At 66.7% G+C, this 23743-nt stretch carries 17 protein-coding genes and 1 tRNA gene; 7 read left to right on the forward strand and 11 right to left on the reverse strand.

Annotation, left to right across the window (positions count from 1 at the left end; translation table 11 throughout):
- Position 1 precedes the first annotated feature (1 nt).
- Genes NUV79_RS19805 through NUV79_RS19820 form a run of 4 tightly spaced genes read right to left on the reverse strand, consistent with a single transcriptional unit; the run spans position 2 to position 4990 of the window.
- A complete protein-coding gene (locus NUV79_RS19805) occupies positions 2 to 286 on the reverse strand; it encodes a hypothetical protein (protein WP_257734788.1) in 285 nt (94 codons plus the stop codon).
- A gap of 17 nt (positions 287 to 303) precedes the next feature.
- Positions 304 to 570: a hypothetical protein gene (locus NUV79_RS19810; protein ID WP_257734789.1), complete on the reverse strand. Its 267-nt coding sequence runs from the start codon at positions 568 to 570 to the stop codon at positions 304 to 306.
- Positions 571 to 630: 60 nt separating this feature from the next.
- A complete protein-coding gene (locus tag NUV79_RS19815) occupies positions 631 to 3762 on the reverse strand; it encodes an efflux RND transporter permease subunit (RefSeq protein ID WP_257734790.1) in 3132 nt (1043 codons plus the stop codon).
- A gap of 4 nt (positions 3763 to 3766) precedes the next feature.
- A complete protein-coding gene (locus NUV79_RS19820; protein ID WP_257734791.1) occupies positions 3767 to 4990 on the reverse strand; it encodes an efflux RND transporter periplasmic adaptor subunit in 1224 nt (407 codons plus the stop codon).
- 77 nt (positions 4991 to 5067) lie between these two features.
- Here NUV79_RS19820 and NUV79_RS19825 point away from each other — a divergent pair, with 77 nt between their 5' ends.
- Entirely contained in the window at positions 5068 to 5745 is a 678-nt protein-coding gene (locus tag NUV79_RS19825) for a TetR/AcrR family transcriptional regulator (protein WP_257734792.1), read from the forward strand.
- A gap of 93 nt (positions 5746 to 5838) precedes the next feature.
- On the opposite strand, the gene NUV79_RS19830 is transcribed toward NUV79_RS19825, so the two are convergent.
- Positions 5839 to 5912, reverse strand: a tRNA-Gln gene (locus NUV79_RS19830).
- A 244-nt stretch (positions 5913 to 6156) separates the two neighbouring features.
- On the opposite strand from NUV79_RS19830, the gene NUV79_RS19835 reads away from it, so the two are divergent.
- Positions 6157 to 7269 (forward strand): M20 family metallopeptidase, encoded by a 1113-nt coding sequence (locus NUV79_RS19835; protein WP_257734793.1) that lies wholly within the window; start codon positions 6157 to 6159, stop codon positions 7267 to 7269.
- A gap of 85 nt (positions 7270 to 7354) precedes the next feature.
- Here NUV79_RS19835 and accC read toward each other — a convergent pair whose 3' ends face one another.
- The 4 genes from accC to NUV79_RS19855 all read right to left on the reverse strand — a co-directional run bounded on the left by accC (position 7355) and on the right by NUV79_RS19855 (position 10677).
- The gene (gene accC, locus NUV79_RS19840) at positions 7355 to 8716 is read right to left on the reverse strand and encodes an acetyl-CoA carboxylase biotin carboxylase subunit (protein WP_257734794.1); all 1362 of its coding nucleotides are present in this window, start codon (positions 8714 to 8716) and stop codon (positions 7355 to 7357) included.
- A gap of 41 nt (positions 8717 to 8757) precedes the next feature.
- Positions 8758 to 9222 carry an acetyl-CoA carboxylase biotin carboxyl carrier protein gene (gene accB, locus NUV79_RS19845; RefSeq protein ID WP_257734795.1) on the reverse strand — a complete coding sequence of 155 codons (465 nt, stop codon included), beginning with the start codon at positions 9220 to 9222 and terminating at the stop codon, positions 8758 to 8760.
- Positions 9223 to 9294: 72 nt separating this feature from the next.
- Positions 9295 to 9750, reverse strand: coding sequence for a type II 3-dehydroquinate dehydratase (aroQ, locus tag NUV79_RS19850; protein WP_257734796.1), 456 nt, complete (start codon positions 9748 to 9750; stop codon positions 9295 to 9297).
- 120 nt (positions 9751 to 9870) lie between these two features.
- The gene (locus tag NUV79_RS19855; RefSeq protein ID WP_257734797.1) at positions 9871 to 10677 is read right to left on the reverse strand and encodes a DsbA family protein; all 807 of its coding nucleotides are present in this window, start codon (positions 10675 to 10677) and stop codon (positions 9871 to 9873) included.
- A 186-nt stretch (positions 10678 to 10863) separates the two neighbouring features.
- On the opposite strand from NUV79_RS19855, the gene NUV79_RS19860 reads away from it, so the two are divergent.
- Both NUV79_RS19860 and NUV79_RS19865 read left to right on the forward strand, forming a co-directional pair.
- Positions 10864 to 12054, forward strand: coding sequence for a pyridoxal phosphate-dependent aminotransferase (locus tag NUV79_RS19860; RefSeq protein ID WP_257734798.1), 1191 nt, complete (start codon positions 10864 to 10866; stop codon positions 12052 to 12054).
- An 88-nt stretch (positions 12055 to 12142) separates the two neighbouring features.
- The gene (locus tag NUV79_RS19865; RefSeq protein WP_257734799.1) at positions 12143 to 14452 is read left to right on the forward strand and encodes a mechanosensitive ion channel family protein; all 2310 of its coding nucleotides are present in this window, start codon (positions 12143 to 12145) and stop codon (positions 14450 to 14452) included.
- Positions 14453 to 14459: 7 nt separating this feature from the next.
- Here NUV79_RS19865 and NUV79_RS19870 read toward each other — a convergent pair whose 3' ends face one another.
- Positions 14460 to 14813: a hypothetical protein gene (locus tag NUV79_RS19870; protein WP_257734800.1), complete on the reverse strand. Its 354-nt coding sequence runs from the start codon at positions 14811 to 14813 to the stop codon at positions 14460 to 14462.
- 125 nt (positions 14814 to 14938) lie between these two features.
- Positions 14939 to 17683 carry a ribonuclease E/G gene (locus NUV79_RS19875; RefSeq protein ID WP_257734801.1) on the reverse strand — a complete coding sequence of 915 codons (2745 nt, stop codon included), beginning with the start codon at positions 17681 to 17683 and terminating at the stop codon, positions 14939 to 14941.
- Positions 17684 to 18389: 706 nt separating this feature from the next.
- On the opposite strand from NUV79_RS19875, the gene NUV79_RS19880 reads away from it, so the two are divergent.
- The 3 genes from NUV79_RS19880 (at position 18390) to prfB (ending at position 23707) form a co-directional block, all read left to right on the forward strand.
- The gene (locus NUV79_RS19880) at positions 18390 to 19613 is read left to right on the forward strand and encodes an N-acetylmuramoyl-L-alanine amidase (protein WP_257734802.1); all 1224 of its coding nucleotides are present in this window, start codon (positions 18390 to 18392) and stop codon (positions 19611 to 19613) included.
- 338 nt (positions 19614 to 19951) lie between these two features.
- Entirely contained in the window at positions 19952 to 22402 is a 2451-nt protein-coding gene (locus NUV79_RS19885) for a penicillin-binding protein 1A (RefSeq protein ID WP_257734803.1), read from the forward strand.
- A gap of 176 nt (positions 22403 to 22578) precedes the next feature.
- Positions 22579 to 23707 (forward strand): peptide chain release factor 2 gene (gene prfB / locus NUV79_RS19890; protein ID WP_257734804.1). Its coding sequence is split into 2 segments (ribosomal slippage): positions 22579 to 22647 and positions 22649 to 23707, totalling 1128 coding nucleotides; the frame shifts between segments, so codons are not numbered across the junction.
- The last annotated feature ends 36 nt before the right edge of the window (positions 23708 to 23743 follow it).

The following is a 23743-nucleotide window of genomic DNA, read 5'->3' on the forward strand; positions in this document are numbered from 1 at the left end:
TTCAGGACAGGCGCCGGTCGAGCGTATCCGCGATACGCTCCACAAGCGCGGCATGCTCCGCCAGCAAATCCTGAAGCGGGCCGATCGGGCGGAAGGCGCGCGCGTCCTGCGCCTCCTCGCCCTCGTTCTCCCAGGCCTCGACCGCCTCGTCGGCAGCCGTCAGCCAGGTTTCGAGGGATGTTCCATCGAACGGCGCGCCTGCTTCCAGCGCCAGCCGCTCAGCGATCCGGCGGCGAAGCTCGTCCCGGGCGGCACGAAGCGCGTCGAGTTCGTCGGTATAGCGCATGGAAAGCCGCTGACCGCTCAGTGCACGGTGGCGAGGTCGTCGTCGTCCGGATCGATCAGACGGTCGAGGCCAAGCTGCTCGACGCCATCCGTGAACTCGGCAAAGGCGTCGGCATCGGTGGCGAAGGAATCCTGCCAGACGGTCGAGCCGCCTTCCTCGTCGATGAGCTCGAGGGTCCAGCCGTCGGTGCCCTCGATCTTGTAGATCTCCACGCGCACGGTCAGGCCGTCATGAGTAAAGGTCTGCGACAGGGGCGAGCGGATGATGTCGGGGAAATCAGTCATTGCCGCAGTCTAGCAGCTTCGTCGGAAGGGCGCAGCCGTCGCCGGCCGCGCCCCCGTCATTCACTCAGCGGCGGTCGCGGGGGCCGCTTCCGGGCGGCGCCAGCGCCGTACAAGGCGCACGACCACGACATAAAGCAGCGGCACGAAGAACACGCCGATCACGGTCGCGGCGATCATGCCGCCCATCACGCCGATACCGATCGAGTTCTGGCTCCCCGATCCAGCGCCCGTGGCAACGGCCAAAGGCGTCACGCCCAGCACGAAGGCGAGCGAGGTCATCAGGATCGGCCGCAGGCGCTGGCGCGCCGCTTCCAGCGTCGCCTCGACGAGGCCCTTGCCCTTGGCTTCCTGCTCGATCGCGAACTCGACGATCAGGATCGCGTTCTTGGCCGCGAGGCCGATCGTCGTCAGCAGGCCGACCTTGAAATAGACGTCGTTGGTCTGGCCGAACAGCGTTGCCGCGAGCAGGGCGCCGAAGATGCCGATCGGCACCGAGAGCATGACGGCGAACGGGATCGCCCAGCTTTCATAGAGCGCCGCAAGGCAGAGGAAGACGACGAGCATCGAGATGGCGTAGAGCGCCACCGCCTGGCTGCCGGAGAGCCGCTCCTGGAAGGACAGGCCCGTCCATTCATGGCCGAAGCCGGTAGGCAGCTGCGTCATCAGCCGGTCGATTTCCTCCATCGCCGCGCCCGAGCTGACGCCGGCCGCGGCTGCGCCCTGCATCTGGACCGCCGACGCACCGTTATAGCGCTCCAGCCGCGGCGAGCCGTAGGTCCAGCGCCCGGAGGAGAAGGCCGAGAACGGCACCATCTCGCCGCCCTGGTTGCGGACATACCAGCGCCCGATATCGCCGGGCTGCATGCGGAAGGGCGCATCGGCCTGGACATAAACCGATTTCACCCGGCCGCGATCGATGAAGTCGTTGACATAGGCCGAGCCCCAGGCCGTCGACAGCGTGTTGTTGATCGCCGCCAGCGGCAAAGTGAGAGCGCTCGCCTTCTCCTGATCGATCTCGACGGCGTATTGCGGCGTATCCTCCTGCCCGTTCGGGCGCGTGCCGGTGAGCTGCTTGCTCTGCGCTGTGAGGCCGAGCAGCTGGTTGCGGACTTCCATCAGGCGCGTATGGCCGGCGCCTGCGATATCCTGCAGGTAGAAATCGAAGCCTGCCGTATTGCCGAAGCCCTGGATCGCCGGCGGAGCCAGCGCGTAGACCGTGCCGTCCTTGATCCCGCGGAAGGCCCCCATGGCGCGGCCCGCGATCGCCTGCGCCGTCGCCTGCTTGCCGACGCGCTCGGCGAAGGGCTTCAGGCGCACGAAGGCGAGGCCGACGTTCTGGCCTTGGCCGCCGAAGCCGAAGCCGGCGACGGTCAGCACGCCCTCGACGAGGTCCTTCTCCTTTTCGAGATAGTGCTTCTGCACCTGATCGAGCACGCGCAGCGTCCGGTCCTGCGTCGCGCCGACGGGTAATTGCACGCTGGTCAGAAGGATGCCCTGGTCCTCGTCCGGCAGGAAGGAGGAGGGCATACGGGCGAAGAGCCAGGCCATGCCGCCGCCGATCAGCAGGAACACCATCAGGAAGCGCATCGGCCGCGCGATCATCGCGGCAACGCCGGAGCGATAGCCGTTGGTCGTGCGCTCGAAATTGCGGTTGAACCAGCCGAAGAAGCCCTTGCGCGGGCCGTGGTCGCCGACGGGCTTCAGCAGCGTCGCGCAGAGCGCCGGGGTCAGCACCAGCGCGACGACGACGGAGAGCGCCATCGCGGTCACGATCGTCACCGAGAACTGTCGGTAGATCACGCCGACCGAGCCGCCGAAGAAGGCCATCGGCACGAACACGGCCGATAGCACGGTGGCGATGCCGACCAGCGCGCCGGTGATCTCGCCCATCGACTTGATCGTCGCTTCCTTGGGCGAGAGCTTCTCCTCCTGCATCACGCGCTCGACATTTTCGACCACGACGATGGCGTCGTCGACGAGAAGACCGATGGCAAGCACCATCGCGAACATGGTCAGCGTGTTGATCGAATAGCCAGCGAGCGCCAGCACGCCGAAGGTGCCGAGCAGCACGACAGGCACCGCCAGCATCGGGATGAACGTCGCGCGCAGGTTCTGCAGGAAGACATACATCACGATGAAGACGAGAATGATCGCCTCGAACAGCGTGTGCACGACCTTCTCGATCGAGAGCGTCACGAAGGGCGTGGTGTCGTAGGGGTAGGTGACCTCGACGCCTTCCGGCAGCGTCTGCTTCAGCCGCTCGATCGTCGCGGTCACCGCCTTGGCGGTATCGATCGCGTTGGCGCCGGTGGCGAGGCTGACGGCGAGGCCAGTCGTCGGCTTGCCGTTGTAGAACGAGACGGTGTCGTAGCTCTTGGCGCCGAGCTCGACGCGGGCGACGTCGTTCAGGCGCACGATCGAGCCCGACGAGCCGCTCTTGAGGATGATGTTCTCGAACTGCTGCACCGTCTGGAGCCGCGAGAGCGCGGTCACGGTGGCGTTGAGCTGCTGGCCGCGGACCTGGGGCAGGCCGCCGAGCTGGCCGGCCGACACTTGCGTGTTCTGCGCCTCGATCGCAGCAGCGATATCGGCCGGCATCAGTGCATATTTCCGCAGCTTGTCCGGGTCGAGCCAGATGCGCATGGCGTAGCCGGCGCCGAAGAGCTGGGTCGTGCCGACGCCTTCGACGCGCTTCAGCGTGTCGTTGAGCGTCGAGTCAACATAGTCGGCGAGGTCGGTGGTCGACATCCGCCCGTCCTTCGAGACGAAGGCGACGACCATCAGGAAGCCGGTGGAGGCCTTGGCGACCGAGATGCCGGTGCTCTGCACCACGGCCGGGAGCTGGCGCGTCACGAGCTGCAGCTTGTTCTGCACCTGCATCTGCGCGACGTCGGGATCGGCCTGGCTGTTGAAGGTCAGGGTGATCTGGGCGTTGCCGGTCGAGGTCGATGTCGCCGTCATGTATTGCAGGTTGTCGAGGCCGGTCATGCCCTGCTCGATGACCTTGGTCACCGAATTCTCGACGGTCTGCGCGTCGGCGCCGGGATAATTGGCGCTGATCTGGACGGTCGTCGGCGCGATCTGCGGATATTGCGAGATCGGCAGCGTGCGCAGGGCCAGAAGCCCCGCCAGCATGATGACGATGGCGATGACCCAGGCGAAGATCGGGCGTTCGATGAAGAAGCGCGACATGGCGTCAGTTCTTCGCCGTGTTGCCGGCGGCGGGCAGCTCGGCCCGGCGATTGGCGGATTTGAGCTCGCCGGTAGCCTCGTCGACGCTGACCTCGTTCACGGTCACGGTCTGGCCCGGGCGCACGAGCTGCCCGCCCTCGACGATGATGCGCTCGCCATCCTTGACGCCGCTATCGACCAGCCAGTTGTTGCCGATATTGCGGCGGGTGGCGAGCACGCGCTCCTCGACCTTGCCCTCGGCCGAGACGAACTTCGCGGTCGCCTCGCCCTTGGTGTTGCGGCCGACCGCGCGCTGCGGCAGCAGGAAACTGTTCTCGGCGATGCCTTCCTGGATCACCGCGCGGACGAACATGCCCGGCAGCAGAATCCGCTCCGGATTGGGGAACTCGGCGCGGACCGTGAAGGTGCCGGTGGTCTCGTCGATATTGGCCTCGGCGAATTCGAGCTTGCCGGACTGCGCATAGGCATCGCCGGTGTCGAGCTTGAGCTTCACCGCGACATTGGGACCCGTGAACTTTAGCCGGCCGGAGGCGATGTCGTTGCGGAATTTCAGCAGGTTGGTGCTCGACTGGGTGACATCGACATTGATCGGATCGAGCTTGCGGATCGTCGTCAGGATCGCCGCCTGGTTGGCGGTGACGAGTGCGCCCTGCGTCAGGGCCGACTTGTCGATGCGCCCATCGATCGGCGCAGTCACCTTCGTGTAGGCGAGGTTGATTTTGGCCGTCTCGACATTGGCCTTGGCGGCGGCGACATCGGCCTGGGCCTGGCCGAGCGTCGCAGCGGCGTCGTCAGCGTCCTGCTTGCTGCCGGCATTGCGCTGGAGCAATTCGCGATAGCGATCGGCCCGCACCTGCGCGTTGGCGACGGCGGCCTCGGCCTTGTGCTGGGCGGCCAGCGCGCTGTCGAGCGCGGCCTGATAGGGCGCCGGGTCGATCTCGTAGAGCACGTCGCCGGCCTTGACCTCGCTGCCCTCGCGATAGAGCCGCGCCTTGATGATACCGCTGACCTGCGGCCTGATCTCGGCCGTGAGGCTTGCCGAGACGCGGCCCGGCAGCTCGGCCGTGATCGCGACCGGCTGCGGATGCAGCGTGACGACACTGACCTGCAACTGCGGCTGCGGCGGAGGCGCCGCCTTATCCGAATTGCAGGCCGCCAACGCGGCCGCAAGGAGGAGGGCGCCCGGCAAGGCATAACGGGATGACGACGGGGCGCGCTCGGCCAGCATGCAGGCTCTCTTTTCGGAAACTGAAGAGTTTCTTATCTCTTGATTTCTCTGCCTGTCAAATTCAAGAATGCGGCACGATGACGGGCGCGACGATGACAAGCGATAAAAATGGCGAGATCGAAGGGCGGCAGGCCCGCTCACGCGGGCGGCCAAAGACCCGGTCGGATGAGGCCGAACGGCAGCGGATCGTGCGCACGGCGCGCGAGCTGTTTCTCGACGTCGGCTACGGCGGCTCCACGATGGACGCAGTGGCGGCGCGCTGCGGCGTCTCCAAGCGCACGCTCTATCAGCTGTTCCCGGCCAAGACCGACCTGTTTCGCGCGATGATGGCCGATCACCGGCGTTCGATGCTGGCCCTGCCGCGTCCGGAAGGCGAGGATTTGCCCTTGTTGGAGGTGCTCGCCGCGATCTTCCGCCTCGACATCGATGAAATCGACAACCACGAGCGCCTGGCCTTCATCAGGCTTGTTCTCGCCGATTCGGACCGCTTCAGCGAGATCGGAGAGTTGATCGTGCAGGAGGGAGCCGAGCCCGCGCGCCGCCTTCTCGAAGACTGGCTTTCAGCTCAGCAGGTGCGCGGCGCGCTCCGTGCCTTTCCGGCGGATGCGCTGGCGCGCATGCTGATGGACATGATCTTCTCGGTGCTGATCAAGCGCTTTCCGGGAGACCGGCTGCTGACTGTCGAGGACCGCGCCCGGCACGCACGACTGTGCCTTGAGGTGTTTCTGGAGGGCGCGGCGGCAAAGGTTGGGTGAACGGAGCAAATCGACTGCCGACAAGGGCACGCAGAAACATGTGCCTAAATCGGTTTCAAAATGACGACATCGGGTTTGCCGGGCCACAAGAAGTGGCTGGGGGACTAGGATTCGAACCTAGACAACCAGAGTCAGAGTCTGGGGTCCTACCGTTAGACGATCCCCCAACGACAGGGCGCTTGGTGCCGCGCCGCGTTGGTGAGCCGGGGTCTAATCAATGCGATCCGGCTTGGCAAGAGCAGAATTCACCGTCGATGAGAAACGCTTCACAGAAACGACGTCAGCACCGTTCACGGGGCACAACTCCGCTCGCTTTCGTTCGTGCCATGAATATCGGTTGCGCTGCCGATCTGCGTAGGGCGCATGCAGCTCGCCTTGCGCGGCACCGCCCTCTTCGGAGAACATCACAGCATGAATCAGCAAGAAGCCGCCGCCGCGCTCTCCGTCTGGGTTGCGCTTGAAAGTCCCACCAGCCATGCCGCCGGGCTGAATGGCATGATGGACCTCGTCCAGAAGGAGGTCGCGGGGCTGCCGATCGCGGTCGAGCGCATTCCCGGCCGCGACGGGCTCGGCGATATGGTCATGCTGCGTGCCGGGCTCGACAATGGCCAGCACGCCGTCGCCGTGATGTCGCATCTCGATACCGTGCATCCGGTCGGCACCAGTTCCAAGGAACTGCCTGTCAGAATCGAGGGCGACCGACTCTATGGCCCCGGCGTCTACGACATGAAGGGCGGTGCCTGGCTCGCCCTGCAAGCCTTCAAGCAGGTCGCTGTGGCCGGCTCGGCCAAGCGGCCGATGGTCTTCCTGTTCACGCCGGACGAGGAGATCGGCTCGCCGACCAGCCGCGCGCTGATCGAGGAGATCGGCAAGGGATCGAAGGCCGTGCTCGTCACCGAGCCGGCGCGGCAGGGCGGCAAGATCGTGACCGCGCGCAAGGGTGTCGGCCGCTTCGACGTCCGGTTGGAAGGCCGGCCGGCCCATGCCGGTTCGAAGCATGCCGACGGGCGCAGCGCCATCCGCGAGGCGGCGCACCAGATCCTCGCGATCGAGGGCATGACGGATTATGCGCGCGGCATCACCACCAGCGTCGCGCTGATCGGCGGCGGCACGGCGGCGAACGTCATCCCGCAGCATGCCTGGTTCAGCGTCGATTGCCGCGTGACCACGCTTGCCGACGGCACGATGATGGAGAACCGCATCCTCAGCCTGAAGCCGCATGATCCCGATGTTGCCTTGCGCATCACCGGCGGCATGAACCGGCCGCCCTATGAGAAGTCGGCGGAGGTCGCCGCCTTGTTCGAACTGGCGCGCAACGTCGCCGCCGATGTCGGCTTCGACCTGCAGGATTGCCCGATGACCGGCGGCGGTTCGGACGGCAATTTCACCGCGGCGCTCGGCGTGCCCACCCTCGACGGCCTCGGCATCGACGGCGACGGCGCGCATACGCTGCAGGAATACGGGCTGATCTCGTCGATCGCGCCGCGCCAGGCGCTGATGAAGGGCCTGCTGGAGACGATCTGAGAGCGGGCTGCTCCTCTCAGCAGCAGACAAGAAAAAAGCCCCTCGCATCGCGAGGGGCTTTTTCATATCGGGAGTTGCCGAAGCCTCAGGCTTCCGGCTCGCCCATGCCGCCGGCAGCGAGGAATTTCTCGAGCCAGTGGATGTTGTAGTCGCCGTTGAGGATGTCCGGGTTGCGCACCAACGTGCGGAACAGCGGCAGCGTCGTGTCGACGCCGTCGACGACGAACTCGTCAAGCGAGCGGCGCAGGCGCATCAGGCATTCGTCGCGGTTGCGGCCATGGACGATCAGCTTGCCGACGAGCGAGTCGTAATGCGGCGGGATCGAATAGCCCTGATAGGCCGCCGAATCGACGCGCACGCCAAGGCCGCCCGGGGTGTGGAACGAGGCGATCTTGCCGGGCGAGGGACGGAAGGTCGCATGATGCTCGGCATTGACCCGGCACTCGATGGCATGACCCTCGATGACGATGTCGGACTGCTTGAGCGAGAGCGGGGCGCCCGCGGCGATGCGGATCTGCTCGTTAACGAGGTCGATCCCCGTAATCATCTCGGTCACGGGATGCTCGACCTGGATGCGGGTATTCATCTCGATGAAGTAGAACTCGCCGTCCTCGTAGAGGAATTCGATCGTGCCGGCGCCGCGATATTGCAGCTCGCGCATCGCCTTGGCGCAGATCTCGCCGATCCGGTCGCGCTCGCCGGCGTTCAGCGCGGGCGAGGGGCCTTCCTCCCAGACCTTCTGGTGGCGGCGCTGCAAGGAGCAGTCGCGCTCGCCGAGATGGATGGCGTTGCCGCGGCCGTCGCCCAGCACCTGGATCTCGATATGGCGCGGCTTCTCGAGATACTTCTCGATATAGACCGCGTCGTCGCCGAAATTGGCCTTGGCCTCGCTGCGGGCGGTGGCGAGCAGGACGGCGATCTCGTCCTCGGTGCGAACCACCTTCATGCCCTTGCCGCCGCCGCCTGAGGCGGCCTTGATGATCACGGGCAGGCCGATCTCGCGAATGATGCGCAGCGCCTCGGCCTCGTCGGCGACGCCGCCTTCGGAGCCCGGCACGCAGGGGATGCCGAGGCGCTTCGCGGTGCGCTTGGCCTCGATCTTGTCGCCCATCGAGCGGATATGCTCGGCCTTGGGGCCGATGAAGGTGATGTTGTGCCGGTCCAGGATGTCGGCGAAGCGGGCGTTCTCGGAGAGAAAGCCGTAACCGGGATGGACCGCATCGGCGCCGGTGATCTCGCAAGCCGCGATCAGGGCGGGGATGTTGAGATAGCTCTCGCGGGCCGGCGGCGGCCCGATGCAGACGCTCTCGTCGGCGAGGCGCACATGCATGGCGTTGGCGTCGGCCGTGGAATGCACCGCGACGGTCGCGATGCCGAGCTCCTTGGCGGCGCGCAGCACGCGCAGCGCGATCTCTCCACGATTGGCGATCAGGATCTTGTCGAACATCTTGAAACCCAAATCGGACCCGGCGGCGCGCGGCGCCACGCTCACTCGATCACCAGCAGCGGCTCGCCGTATTCGACCGGCTGGCCGTCCTCGACCATGATGGCCGTGACCTTGCCGGCGCGGGGCGCGACGATGTCATTGAAGGTCTTCATCGCCTCGACGAGGAGGATGCGCTCACCCTGCTTCACGATGCTGCCGATCTCGACGAAGGGTTTGGCATCGGGCGAGGGGCGGCGATAGGCGGTGCCGACCATCGGGGAGGGCACGGCGCCGGGATGGGCGGCGGTCGGCTTGGCATCGGCGGGCGCCACGGCAACGGCAGCGCCCGGAGCCGGCATCGCGACCATCGGGGCTGCGGCGGGGACCTGGACGGTCGTCGAGATGTTGCGGGCGACGCGGACGCGCAGATCGCCCTTCTCGACCTCGATCTCGGTGAGATCGGTCTGGTTCAGCAGCTCTGCGAGCTCGCGGACAAGTTCGGGGTCGATCGGGCTCTTGGTCGCCATGGCGGGTATCACCGTCTTCTTCGGATATTCGGATGGAGGCGACGATTGGGCCGCGCTCCCGTTCAAACAGGTTCAGGCGGCCTTCGCCGCCCGCTTTTCCAGCAGCGGCACGATCGCGTCGAGAGCGAGATCATAGCTCGCGACGCCGAAGCCGCAGATCACGCCGACGCAGACCGGCGCCATGTAGGAATGGTGCCGGAATTCCTCGCGTGCATGTACGTTGGAGATATGGACCTCGATCGCCAGCGCATCGACGCCCTTAATCGCGTCGCGCAAGGCCACCGAGGTATGGGTATAGGCGCCCGCATTGATGATGACGCCGGCACCGGCAAGGCCCGCCTGCTGGATGAAGGTGACGAGCTCGCCCTCGAAATTGGTCTGGCGGAAGGTGAGATCGACGCCAGCAACCTCGGCCTTGCGGCGCAGGCGTTCCTCGACGCCGGCCAGCGTGACCGCGCCATAGGTTCCGGGCTCGCGGGTTCCGAGCAGGTTGAGATTGGGTCCGTTCAGGACGTGGACGGCGACCATCGAAGGCGTTGATTCCGGCACCGCGCGCGGGCGGCAGGAGCCGCCCTCATAAACGTTGAAGGCCGGCAGGGGAAGCCTGAAGCTCCCTGCCGGCCCTGCGGATCGTGTTGAAACGACGGTTCAGCCGGCGCAGTCGGTCTTGCCGCAGCGGCGCACCGAATCGATCTTCTGCTTGAGGGCGGCCTGGCCGACCGCGCCGAAGACGATCTCGTCGCCGATGATGAAGGCGGGCGTGCCGGTGAGGCCGAGACGGTCGCCGAGCGCGACGGTGTCCTCGATCGCGGCCTTCGTGGCGGGCGCCTCCATGTCCTTCTTCAGCTGCGCGACGTCGGCGCCGGCCTCCTTGGCGATGTCGAGCGCCTTGGCGGCGTTGATCTTGCCCTTCACGGCCATCAGCTTGTTGTGGAACTCGAAATATTTCGGGCCCTGGAGCTGGTTCTTGGCGGCGATCGCGACGCGGCTGGCCTCGACCGAATCAGGTCCGAGGATCGGGAAGTCCTTGAGCACGACGCGCAGCTTCGGGTCGGCCTTGGAGAGCGCGGTCACGTCCTCCATCGCCCTTTTGCAGTAGCCGCAATTGTAATCCATGAACTCGACGAGGGTGATGTCGCCCTCGGGGTTGCCTATGATGACCGAGGTCGCGGGATCGGTGATGCGGGCCTTCTCGGCCGCTACCGCGTTGCGCTGGGCATCGGCCTGGGCGACCGTGTTGCGGCGCTCCAGCTCGATCAGGGCGTCCTGGATGATCTCGGGATTCTTCAGGATCGTCTCGCGGATCAGGTCGGTCACCGCCTTGCGCTGCTCGGGCGAGAGCGACTGGCCCTGCGCCATGGCCGGCGCGGCGGAGGCCGCGAGCCACAGGCTCAGCGCGACGGCGGCAGGCCGCAGGCAGGCGCGCGCCAGGCTGGTGAGGGTCGGGAAAGCCATCTCGTCATCCTTTTCAAAGCCGCCGGGCGGTAAACCGCGACCGAAGCAGCGCTTCCAGCCGCGAGCTTGTGGGTGTTCGGGGGGAGAAGGTCAAATCACAGCTCTGCCACCGGATGCGGCCGATGGTTGCAGGCCGCCACAGGCTCGGCTACGCGAGCGGGCCTCTTCGCGAAACCGGACAAGCCGATGCAGAAGCCCCTGATTGCGCCCGCCGCCTTGCCCGCTCTCGCCGAGCGGGCCGAACGCGTCGCGCCCTTCATCGTCATGGACGTGATGAACCAGGCGGCGGCCATCGAACGCCGCGGCGGCTCTGTCGTGCATATGGAGGTCGGCCAGCCCTCGGCGCCGACGCCGGCCTCGATCCGCGCCGCGGCAGCCCGCGCGTTGGAACATGGCCGGATCGGATATACGCAGGCGCTCGGCACGGATTCGCTGAGGGATCGCATCGCGCGGCATTATCAGGACGCTTATGGCGTCCAAGTGGCGGCCGAGCGTGTCGTGGTCACGACAGGCTCGTCTGGCGGCTTCATCCTCGCCTTCCTCGCCTGCTTTCAGCCGGGTTCGCGGATCGCCATCACGGCACCGGGCTATCCGGCCTACCGCAATATCCTGATCGCGCTCGGGCTGGAGCCTGTCGCGATCGAGGTCGGCCCCGAGACGCGTTTCGCGCTGACGCCGGACCTGATCGAGCGTGCCCATCGCGAGAAGCCGCTCGCCGGCGTGCTGACCATGAGCCCAGCGAACCCGACCGGCGTGGTGATGACGCCGGAGGCTATCGCCGATGTCGCTGCCTGCTGCCGCAGGCTCGGGCTCTGGTACATCTCCGACGAGATCTATCACGGCCTGACCTACGAGACCCCGGCGACGACGGCGCTGGCCGCCGATCCCGATGCGATCATCGTCAATTCCTTCTCCAAGTATTACTGCATGACGGGCTGGCGGGTCGGCTGGCTCGTCGTGCCGCAGCGGCTGGTGCGCACGATCGAGCGGCTGCAGCAGAATTTCTCGATCTCGGTGCCCTATCTCAGCCAGGTGGCGGGCGAGGCGGCCTTCGATGCGACAGAGGAATGCGAGGCGATCAAGGCGGGCTATGCCGAAAACCGCGCCTTTCTGCTGAAGGCCCTGCCGGAGATCGGCCTCGGCGACTTTCTGCCCGTGGACGGCGCCTTCTACATCTATCTTGATATCGGCCGGTACTCGAACGATTCCATGGCCTTCTGCCGCAGCGTGCTTGAAGAGGCCGGCGTCGCGATCACACCCGGGCTCGATTTCGACGAGGCGCGGGGCGCGCGCACGATCAGGCTCTCCTTCGCCGGCTCGCTTGGCGAATGTGAGGAGGCGGTGACGCGGATCGGCGCCTGGATGAAGAAGCGTTGAGGCGCGGTTTTCTCTGTCCCGCGAACGGCTTGCCAGAATTCGCGGAATCTCAGCATTCTGTACCCGTGGGATAGCGCGGAGGCCTGCCATGAACGTCGCTGCACCGGGCGCATCCGTCCCGCGACGAAGCTTTGCCCGACGGCTGGCCGTGCTCGGCTGGCTGGCGCTCGCCTTCACATGTCTCTCTCCGGTCATGCCCGCGATGGCCGAGGGCCAATCCACCGTCGTCCTCAACTTGCGCGGCGATGAGACGCCCGAGGCGATACGGAGGATGGTCGATGCCCTGTCCGCGCCGGGGCGACAGGTCGAGATTAGGGTCGGTGGCGCGACGGCGGCACCCGTCGCTGCGGCGCCGGCGGAGCCCGCCAGCAAGACCAAGCCTGTCGCTGCTCAACCCGCACCGGCTCCGTCCATGGCGGACGAGGACGGCTTCCAGGCCGAGGTCAACGCGCTCGTCGATCGCTTCGTCGACGGAGTCGAATATGGCGGCACCTCGATACCTGCGATCAGCGAATTGCCGGACAGCTGGGGGCGTGCCTGGCTGCGCAATCTCAATGGCCGCGAAGGCGCGTCCGCTGGCTGGCGCATCCTGGGGATCATCGGCCTGGCGCTCGTCGCCGCTTTCACCTTCCGGCTCGCCTCCGCCCGCTGGTTCGCGCGCAAGATGCAGCCTGCGGGGCCGGAATTCACGCCGCGCCTCGTCGCCTCGTCCTGGGGGCTGCTCCAGGATTTCGCGACGGTCCTGCTGGCCCTGGCCGTCGCGAGGGGCGCCCGCAACGCCTGGCTGCCGGAGCACGACCTCGCCCATGTCGCCCTGACGACGGGTGCCAATGGCGCGGCGATCGGCGCGCTCTACGTTGCCGTGGGCCGCTTCCTGATCGCACCTGGCGCGCCGGACCGGCGGATCATGCCGCTGCCGCGTGCCGAGGTGCATTTCCGCAGGCTGGTCGCCTACGCGATCCTGACGCCGCTGATCGTGACCGGCATCCTGCTCGCCCACCATGTCAGCGCCGGCCCGCGGCCGGTGACGGGGCTGATCGCGCTCACCGGAATCCTGATCACGCTGTTCAAGATCTGGTGGTTCCATGACGGACGGCACGATCTGGAGGCGCTGGTCCTGTCGGGCTCCTTCGAACCCGGCCCGATCCGGCGGCTGCTCGCGACCGGAACGGCCTGGTTCTACATCGGGACGACGGTTCTCCTGTGGATGGTCAGCAGCGCCGCCGCGATGATGTCGAATGGCGGGCGCTGGGCCGAGGCCGCGGCGCTGACGCAGGTGGCGATCGTCCTGATCCCGATCCTCGCCGTCGGCATTGCCAGTCTGCTGCGCTGCCATGCGATGCGGCACGAGGAGGAGCATGGCGCGACCCCGATGCGGCGCGCTGGTGGCGCGGCCCTGCGTGCGGCGGCTGTCGGGGCGCTCTGGGCGGCTGGTTTCTTCGTGCTGGCACGCCTCTGGGCAGGCCTTCTGCTCGGCGTCAGCTCGGCGCAGTTCGCCGCTGTGATGCGCCAGACGGCCGGCGTCGCGATCTTCGCCTTCGCCGGCTGGGTGGCGCTCGTCTTCCTGCATGCCTTCTTCGATGCCTATACGCCGCGGCGGCACGTCGTCGGCCCCGGCGACGAAGACGCGGCACATGAGGAGGGGGTGCCGAGCCGGCTGGCGACAGTGTTGCCGGTTCTGCGCGGCGTCGTTCTGGGCGCCGTGCTCGGCCTCACCATCCTCATCGTGCTGTCGCGGCTGGGCGTCGATATCGGGCCGCTGCTCGCCGGCTTCGGCATCCTCGGGCTCGCCATCTCCTTCGGCTCGCAGGCACTGGTGCGCGACATCGTCTCCGGCGTGTTCTTCATGCTCGAGGACGCCTTCCGCGTCGGCGAATATGTCGATACCGGCCGGCTCAAGGGCACGGTTGAGAAGATATCGCTGCGCTCCATGCAGTTGCGCCACCAGAGTGGCCAGATCCACACCGTGCCCTTCGGCCAGGTCCAGTCGCTGACCAATGCCAGCCGCGACTGGGCGACGATCAAGTTCAACGTCCGCCTCGACCATTCCGCCGATATCGAGCAGGCCCGCAAGGCGATCAAGAAGACCGGCATCGCCCTGATGGAGGACCCCGAATACGGGCCGCATTTCATCGCCCCGCTCAAGATGCAGGGTGTCGCCGACATCACCGACAGCGCCATCGTGATCCGGCTCAAATTCACGGCCAAGCCGAACCAGTCCTCGATGCTGCAACGCGAGTCGCTCAAGCGGGTCTATCGCGCCCTGAACGACGCGCATGTCCCCTTCGCCTCGAACGCCGTCACCGTGCGCGGCGGCGAGGGCGGTTCGCACAGCCATGCGGCGGCCGCGATCTCGACCGTGCCGCCGCCGACCCCGCTTGCGCCGGCTCCCGGCTGAGCCGTCGTTACGACAGGAAGAAGAGTCCGAAGCCGGTAATCGTGAGCAACCCGCCAAACAGGCTGGCGAGGCGGGCGGAGCTGGCCAGAACCCGTCGTTCCGAGCTTCGTCCGGCCCGTTCGGCATGCCCCTGGCCGGACTCGCTGTGATATTGCCCGGCATAGAGGCCGGGCGTCATCTGATGGCCGACGGGGCGGTTGTCCTCAAGCTCGACACGGACGGCGAGGAACAGGACCAGCAATCCGAGCAGTCCGGCGCCGAACCAGCCGATCGAGCTCCAGGCGAGATAGGCCAGGCCCGTCAAGGCGATCGCGGCCAGTGCGATCATGACCATGCGCTCGCGATTGCGTGGCGGCGGCATTGGCTCCTGCCTCAGAGGGATTGGTCTCCGGGCCGCGATCCTGACCGGTTTGCCGGCCCGTGAAAAGAGAAAGCCCGCTGCGGATCGCAGCGGGCTTCGTCATTCATCGGGTTGGGATGGCGCGATCAGGAACGGCCGGCGAGCCTGTTCCACCAGCCGCCACGCTTCGGCCGGTTCGGGTCCGGCTCGGTCAGCACGACCGCGACAGGTTCCTCCGCCGGGGCCTTGACCGGGGCGGGCTCGGGCGCGGGAGCCGGAGCTGCGACGGCCTCGGGAGTGGCAACCGGAGCCTCGGCCTTCGCCTCGACAGGAGCCGCAGCGGCTTCAGCCACAGCCTCACCGCCCTCGGTGATCGGCACGACCTTCTTGCGCGAACGGCTGCGCTTGGGCTTCTCGGCTTCGGCGGGGGGCGCTTCGACTGCAACCGACTCGGCCTTAGCCTCGGTCTCCTTGGCGGCCTCTGCCTTCGGCTTGCGGGCGCGGCTGCGCTTCGGCTTGGCGGCATGCTCCTCGGCGACCGGCTCCGGAACGACCTCGGCCACGGCCTCAGTGACCGGCTCGGCAGCGGCCGTGGTCAAGGCCTCGTCACCGTCCTCCTCGCCCTCGTCGCCTTCGTCATCACCCTGCGCGCCGTCGAGCTGCTGGCCCTGCTCGTCACGCTCACCGCCACGCCGGCGCCGGCGACGGCGGCGGCGGCGGCGGCCGTTTTCGCCCTCGCCACGCTCGGACTGGCCCTGAGCCTCGTCGGCAGCGGTTTCGGTACCGCCGGTCTCGGCGTCGAGAGCAGCCGCTTCCGCGGCGGCGTCGAGCGCCTCGTCATCGACGTCGGAAGCGATCGCTTCGGCCTTGAAGCTGGTCGGGACGACACGGCCCTCATTGCCGACGAAATCGCCACGCTCGACCTCGAAATAGCGCGTACCCAGCAGGTTCGCGTCGGTCGAGACCGTGATCGCGATGGCGAAGCGGGTCTCGAGATCGGCAAGATGGGCGCGCTTCTGGTTGAGGACGTAGAGCGCGACCTCCGGCCGGGTGCGGACGGTGAGGTTGTGCGAGGCGCTCTTGATCAGCGTCTCCTCCAGCGCGCGCAGGATCTGCAGCGCGACCGACGGGGTCGAGCGGATCATGCCGGCGCCGGCGCAGTGCGGGCAGGGCACCGACGACGATTCGAGCACGCCGGTGCGGATGCGTTGGCGCGACATCTCCAGCAGGCCGAAGGCCGAGATGCGGCCGACCTGGATGCGGGCGCGGTCGTCCTTCAGGCACTCCTTCAGCTTCTTCTCGACGGCGCGGTTGTTCCGGTTCTCCTCCATGTCGATGAAATCGATCACGATGAGGCCGGCGAGGTCGCGCAGGCGCAGCTGGCGGGAGATTTCCTCCGCCGCTTCGAGATTGGTCTTGAGGGCGGTGTCCTCGATGTTGTGCTCGCGGGTCGAGCGGCCCGAGTTGATGTCGATCGCGACCAGCGCTTCCGTCTGGTTGATGACGAGATAGCCGCCGGACCTCAGCGTCACCGTGTTCGAGAACATCGCATCGAGCTGGCTCTCGACGCCGAACGAGGCGAAGAGCGGGGTCTGCTCGCGATAGGGCTTCACGCTCTTGGCATGGCTCGGCATGAGCATGCGCATGAAGTCCTTGGCCTCGCGATAGGCGCTCTCGCCGGCGACGTGAACCTCGTCGATATCCTTGTTGTAGAGGTCGCGGATCGAGCGCTTGACGAGATTGCCCTCCTCATAGACCAGCGCAGGCGCGACCGAGGCGAGCGTCAGCTCGCGCACGCTTTCCCACATCCGCATCAGGTACTCGTAGTCGCGCCGGATCTCGACCTTGGTGCGCGAGGCACCGGCCGTGCGCAGGATCAGGCCCATCCCCTCGGGAACCTCGAGCTCGGTCGCGATTTCCTTGAGGCGCTTGCGGTCCTCGGCGTTGGTGATCTTGCGCGAGATGCCGCCGCCCTTGCCGGTGTTCGGCATCAGCACCGAATAGCGGCCGGCGAGCGAGAGATAGGTGGTGAGCGCCGCGCCCTTGTTGCCGCGCTCTTCCTTGACGACCTGGACCAGGATGATCTGGCGGCGCTTGATGACCTCCTGGATCTTGTACTGGCGGCGGTGGCTGCGCTGGCGCCGCTCCGGCATGTCGTCGAGGGCGTCGCCGCCACCGAGCTGCTCGGGCGCCTCCTCGGCCTCCTCGTCGCCGTTCTCGTCGTCGCTGTCGTCCTCGGAGCGCTTGCGCGCCGCAGTCTCCGTGCTCTCCGACGCTTCGGCGGAAACGACGGTCTCCTCGACAGAGACGCTCGCCTCGACAGTCTCGAAGGTCAGCGGCGCGGCGTTCGGGGCGGCGTCCTCGGTGGTCGATTCGGCGACGTCCGGGGCGAAGAACTCGCCGAAGGCGGGGCCGCCCTCGTTGACCATCGCGGCTTCCTTGCCGTCGGTCTCGACGCGCTCCTCGCCATTCTGCTCGACCTCGGCCGAAACGGTCTCGTCGGCGGCAGCCTTCTTGGCGCGGTTGTCGCGATCGCCGCGACGGCCACGATCGCGGCGGCCGCGCTTCTCGCGGCGCTCCTCGTCGCGCTCCTCGTCACGCTCGGCGCGGGCCTCGTCCTCGAGCAACGCCTGCCGGTCGGCGACCGGGATCTGGTAATAGTCGGGATGGATCTCGGAGAAGGCGAGGAAGCCGTGGCGGTTGCCGCCATACTCGACGAAGGCCGCCTGGAGCGAGGGCTCCACGCGGGTCACTTTGGCGAGATAGATATTGCCGCGGAGCGGCTTTCGGCTGGCGGATTCGAAATCAAACTCTTCGACGCGGGACCCGCGGACCACCACGACCCGGGTCTCCTCCGGGTGGGTGGCATCGATAAGCATCTTGTTGGCCATAAGAAATTTCCATTGGCGCGGCCGCCAACCGGGGCCGAGCGGCTACGGATGCGAATCCGCCGCCGCGGGCAGGGGCGCCGCGAGAAGGCCGGAGCGAGCCGGCATGTTGCAGGAGGGAGGAGGAAGCGGTCGAGACAGGAAGGCGGCTCGGAGCAGCCACTCGGGCGCAAAGCCCGGCGCGGTTCCGCAGGTTCGGACGGTTCACCGATGGTGCTAGCGGCGTCTTATGCCCCGTCATCTGTCCTGACCTGCGATGCTCCGGCCAGACAGCCAGGCGCATCGCGTTTGCACGCTCGCAAGACAGGGCAGGGCGCAGAAAACACGCAATCCCGATGCCAACCGTCTGCGGACGATCCGTTGCGGTCGTCTTGTTGCCGCCGCTCCGTGGGGAGCGGCAGCCCAGCCTGCTTCGGACGCCGACGGATCGCACGATCCGGATGTGTCCCTCGGGCAGGCTGACAAGCAACCTGTTCCATTACAGACAGGTGATGGTGATTTGCAAGTCACATGACGGGCGCATCTCACCCCGTCTCAGGCAGGGCGGTTCACGGTCTCGGGAAGAGATGGTAACGGGCTGTTAGGATTTCAGCCCCGTTATGGTTAAACCCTCGTAATAAATACCGGGATTGTTCAACTGTTCTCGTGCATCCGCCGTGCCGATTGGAGCCGTCGCGATGCGCTGTGGCACCTCCGGGCGCTGCGGCGCGTGCTGGCTGCTGCGTGCCTGCTCGCGAGTGTTCCCGTCGCAAGCCTCCTGCCGGCCCAGGCTCAGCCGAAGACGGAATCGCGACCGCAGAGCGAATATCCGGTCGCGACCGACGCCCGCATCGAGCAGAGCGGCGAGACGGTGCGCCTCACGATGATGCTGTCCTCGTCTGTTGCGGTCGATGCCTGGGTGCAGGCCGCACCCGATCGGGTCATCGTCGAATTGCCCTCGACAAATTTCCAGATTCAAGCCTCGGCCAAGCGCAGTGCCGGCTTCGTCAGCGGCTATCGTTTCGGCCTGTTCACGGCCGACAAGGCCCGAATCATCATCGACCTCGCCCAACCCGCCACCATCGCCAAGGCCGAGGTGAAGACGGTGCGCGGCGGCTTCGGCGAGCTGACCATCGAACTGAAAAAGACGGCGCGGGCGGATTTCCTGGCCGAGGCCGGAAGGGTGCTGAAGCCAGCGCCCGTCATTCCCGCTCCGGCACCGGCCAAGACCGCCGGCGAAACCCGGCGCACCATCGTTATCGACCCGGGCCATGGCGGGATCGACCCCGGCGCGACGGTCGCCTCCATTGCCGAGAAGGCCGTCGTCCTCGCTTTCGGCAAGGCGCTCAAGGAGCAGCTCGAAGCCAATGGCCGCTATCGCATCGTCATGACCCGCGATGACGACCGCTTCGTCTCGCTCGGCGATCGCGTTCAGCTCGGCCGCAGCGAGCAGGCCGACCTGTTCATCTCGATCCACGCCGATTCGCTGACCCAGGCGCAGGAGGTCCGCGGCGCAACCGTCTATACCCGTTCCGAGCGGGCGACCGACGCCGAGGCCGCCCGGCTCGCGGCCAAGGAGAACGAAGCCGATGCCGTCGCCGGTCTGGAGACCAGCGAGGAGGTGCAGGACGTCGCCGGAATCCTCATGGATCTCGCCCGGCGCGAGACGCGAACCTTCACCGGCGTCTTCGCCCGCAATCTGGTCGAGAAGCTCGGCGGCTCTATCAAGATGCACAAGATTCCGCTGCGTTCGGCGCGATTCTGGGTGCTGAGCGCGCCGGACGTGCCCTCCGTGCTGATCGAACTCGGCTATATGTCGAGCCCCAAGGACGCCGAGCTGCTGAACTCCCCCGAATGGCGCGGCAAGGCCGTGACGGCCGTCTCATCGGCGATCGAGGATTACTTCGCCCGCGAGCGGGCTTCCGTGGGCAAGGCGGCGGAAAGCCGGAACTAAGACATGCTGATGTCCGGCGCAGCCAGGCTGTCATCCCGTGCGCGCTGCGGCGCGTAGTGCCGCTGCGCAGACACGGGACCGTCACCCGGAAGGGGGGGCTTTTCGGGCGTCGAGGAGGATCGGAGTACGAAGCGGCACGCGGTCCCGTGTCTGCGCAGCAGCATTTCCTGCCGCAGCGCGCACGGGATGACAGCGTAGTCTCGCAAGGACGGTGTGAGATGATGCGGAATGTGGTTGCAAGGCCACGGTTCCGCCATCTCCGTCATGTTATAGCTATGATTTGCGAAGCGCCCTGATTTGGCGCCAGCCGATGGCAGTTACGGGGTCCAGGGCCTGAGATGCGGTTCATTCTGCGAATCTTCGGATGGTTGTTCGCCGCCGGCGCGATCGCTTTCGTGATCGGCGCCGCCATCGCGGGCGGTCTGATCTGGCATTATTCGCGCGATCTGCCCGATTACGCGCAGCTCAGGAACTACGAGCCGCCGGTGATGACCCGCGTGCATGCGGGCGACGGCAGCCTGATCGCCGAATATGCGCGCGAGCGGCGCCTCTACCTGCCGATCCAGGCCGTGCCGAAGCTCGTCGTCGACGCCTATCTCTCGGCCGAGGACAAGAATTTCTACAAGCATGTCGGCGTCGATCCCGAAGGCCTGGTCCGCGCCGCGATCTCGAATTTCCGCAATCGCGCCGCCGGCCGCCGGCCGCAGGGTGCCTCGACCATCACCCAGCAGGTCGCGAAGAACTTCTTCCTGAGCCCCGAGCAGTCGATCGAACGCAAGATCCGCGAGGCGCTCGTCGCGCTGAAGCTCGAATCGACCTACTCGAAGGACAAGATCCTCGAACTCTACCTGAACGAGATCTATCTCGGCGCGCCGGCGCCGGGGCAGGGCAGCTACGGCATCGCCGCCGCGGCCCTGAACTATTTCGGCAAGTCGGTGCATGAGTTGAACCTGCAGGAGGCGGCCTATCTCGCCGCGCTGCCGAAGGCGCCGACCGATCTTCATCCCTTCCGCAACCGCGACCGCGCGATCGAACGCCGCAACTACGTCATCGATCGCATGGTCGAGAACGGCTACGTCAAGCGTGAGGCGGGCGAGAGCGCCAAGAAGCAGCCGCTCGGCGTCAATCCGCGCACGGTTTCGCCGAACCAGATCGCCGCCGGCTATTTCGCCGAGGAGATCCGCCGCGAATTACAGGATCGCTACGGCGAGAAAAAGCTGCTCGAGGGCGGCCTTTCGGTTCGCGCCACGGTCGATCCCAAGACGCAGCTGATGGCGCGCAAGGCGCTGGTCGACGGCCTCGTGCGCTTCGACGAGGCGCGTGGCTGGCGCGGCGCGATCCAGAAGCTCGATATCGGCGGCAAGGAATGGGGCGCCGTCGTCGGCGAGCTGCCGGTGCTCGGCGACGTCGCGCCATGGCGGCTAGCGGTGGTGCTGGAGGCCAACGGCGACACCGCCCGCCTCGGTTTGCATCCGCTGCGCGATAATGCCGGCCATCTCAACAAGGAGCGCCAGATCCTGACGCTCGCTGCTGACGGTATCAAATGGACCCGTCGCGCCCGCGTCTCGCAGGCCGTCTCGGTCGGCGACGTCGTCTATGTCGAGCCGATGGACAGCCGGCCGGGCTTCGCGCGCCTGCGCCAGCTGCCGGAGGTCAACGGCGCCATCGTCGCGATGGACCCGTTCTCGGGCCGCGTGCTCGCGATGGTAGGCGGCTTCAGCCATGATCAGTCGGAGTTCAACCGCGCGACGCAGGCGCTGCGCCAGCCGGGTTCCTCGTTCAAGCCCTTTGTCTACGCGACCGCGCTGGACAACGGCTACACGCCGTCGAGCATCGTCCTCGACGCTCCCGTCGAGATCGACCAGGGCCCGGGCCTCGGCATGTGGCGGCCGGAGAACTATGACGGCAAGTCGACCGGCCCTCGCACGCTGCGCTACGGCATCCAGTTCTCGAAGAACCTGATGACGGTCCGGCTCGCCAAGGATGTCGGCATGCCGTTGATCGCCGAGTATTCGCGCCGCTTCGGCATCTACGACGACCTCCAGCCGGTGCTGTCGATGTCGCTCGGCGCCGGCGAGACGACGGTCATGCGCATGACCGCTGCCTATTCGATGCTGGTCAATGGCGGCAAGCGTATCCGGCCGACCTTGATCGACCGCATCCAGGATCGCTCGGGCTCGACGATCTTCCGGCATGACCAGCGGGTCTGCGAGGGCTGCAACGCCGAGAAATGGGCGAACCAGCCGGAGCCGCGCCTTGTCGACAACCGCGAGCAGGTGCTCGATCCGCTGACCGCCTACCAGATGGTCTCGATCCTCGAAGGCGTGGTCAACGCGGGCACCGCGACCGTGGTCAAGTCCGTCGGCAAGCCGCTCGCCGGCAAGACCGGCACGACCAACGACGCCAAGGACGTCTGGTTCGTCGGCTTCTCGCCCGATCTCGCCGTCGGCGTCTATATGGGCTTCGACAAGCCGAAGTCGTTGGGCACCTCGGCGACCGCCGGCCAGTACGCCGCGCCGATCTTCCGCGACTTCATGAGCGTTGCGCTCAAGGAGAAGCCGGCGACGCCCTTCCGCGTCCCGGCTGGCATCAAGCTGATCCGCGTCGACCCGAAGAGCGGCATGCGGGCGGGCGGCGAGGGCGGCATCCTCGAGGCCTTCAAGCCGGGCACGGCGCCGCCGGACAGCTATTCGGTGATCGGCGCGGCCGGCGACGGCAGCATGCCGCTCGGCGCAGGTCCTGGCGGCGGCGGCAGGGCCGTCGGTTCCGGCACCGGCGGGCTCTACTGAGCTGACAGCAGGTGATTTCGCGGCGCCCGGAGGGATTCTCCGGGCGTTGCCTTTTCAGGCCAGCCAACCCATGGCCGCCTCGATGGGGAGGCGATATCGCCTCCGGCGTTTACAGCCGGGCCTTTCGCCCCTATCTCAGCCTTCAAGTTTGCTCACAAGGACGTTCAGACGGAATCATGCGCCCCGAAATCCAGACGCAGCTCGATAACGCCAAGCAGTCGATCGGACTGCTGAGGAGGCATCTTTGACTGGGATCAAGCCCAGCGCCGCCTAGCGGAACTCAACGCCCTCTCGGAGGGACCCGATTTCTGGAACGATGCCGAAGCCGCGCAGAAGCTGATGCGCGAGCGCACTTCGCTGGAGACCCAGATCGAGGGCATCACCAAGCTTGAGCGCGAGCTTGACGACGCGCTGACGCTGATCGAACTCGGCGAGATGGAGGGCGACGACGCCACTGTCACCGAGGGCGAGCAGGCGATCAAGGCCGTTCAGGACGAAGCGGCGCGCCTCCAGGTCGAGACCTTGCTCTCCGGCGAGGCCGACATGCTCGACACCTATGTCGAAATCCATCCCGGCGCGGGCGGCACCGAAAGCCAGGACTGGGCCGAGATGCTCCTGCGCATGTACCGGCGCTGGGGCGAGCGGCGGAAGTTCAAGGTCGAGACGCTCGAATACCAGGACGGCGACACGGCTGGCATCAAGTCGGCGACGCTCCAGTTCAAGGGGCATAATGCCTATGGCTGGCTGAAGACCGAATCGGGCGTGCACCGTCTGGTGCGCATCTCGCCCTTCGACTCCAATGCCAGGCGGCAGACCTCCTTCGCCTCAATCTGGGTCTATCCCGTCGTCGACGATCGCATCGTCATCGACGTCAAGGAATCGGACTGCCGCATCGACACCTACCGCGCTCAGGGAGCTGGCGGGCAGCACATCAACACGACGGATTCGGCGGTGCGCATCACGCATATCCCGTCCGGCATCGCGGTGGCCTGCCAGCAGGAGCGTTCCCAGCACAAGAACCGGGCCAAGGCCTGGGACATGTTGCGCGCCCGTCTCTACGAGGTCGAGCTGAAGAAGCGCGAAGAGAAGGCCAATGCCGAGCAGGCCTCCAAGACCGATATCGGCTGGGGCCACCAGATCCGCTCCTATGTGCTGCAGCCCTATCAGCTGGTGAAGGACCTGCGCACGGGCGTGAGCTCGACGGCGCCCTCCGAGGTGCTCGACGGTGCCCTCGATCCCTTCATGGAGGCATCGCTGGCCCAGCGCGTCTATGGCACCGAGGTCGAAGTCGAGGACATCGACTAGTCCGGGCCATCAAGCCGAAAACAAAGAAGGCCGCGC

Origin of the sequence: Allobosea sp. 47.2.35, from assembly GCF_024655635.1 — a bacterium.
Lineage (GTDB): Bacteria > Pseudomonadota > Alphaproteobacteria > Rhizobiales > Beijerinckiaceae > Allobosea.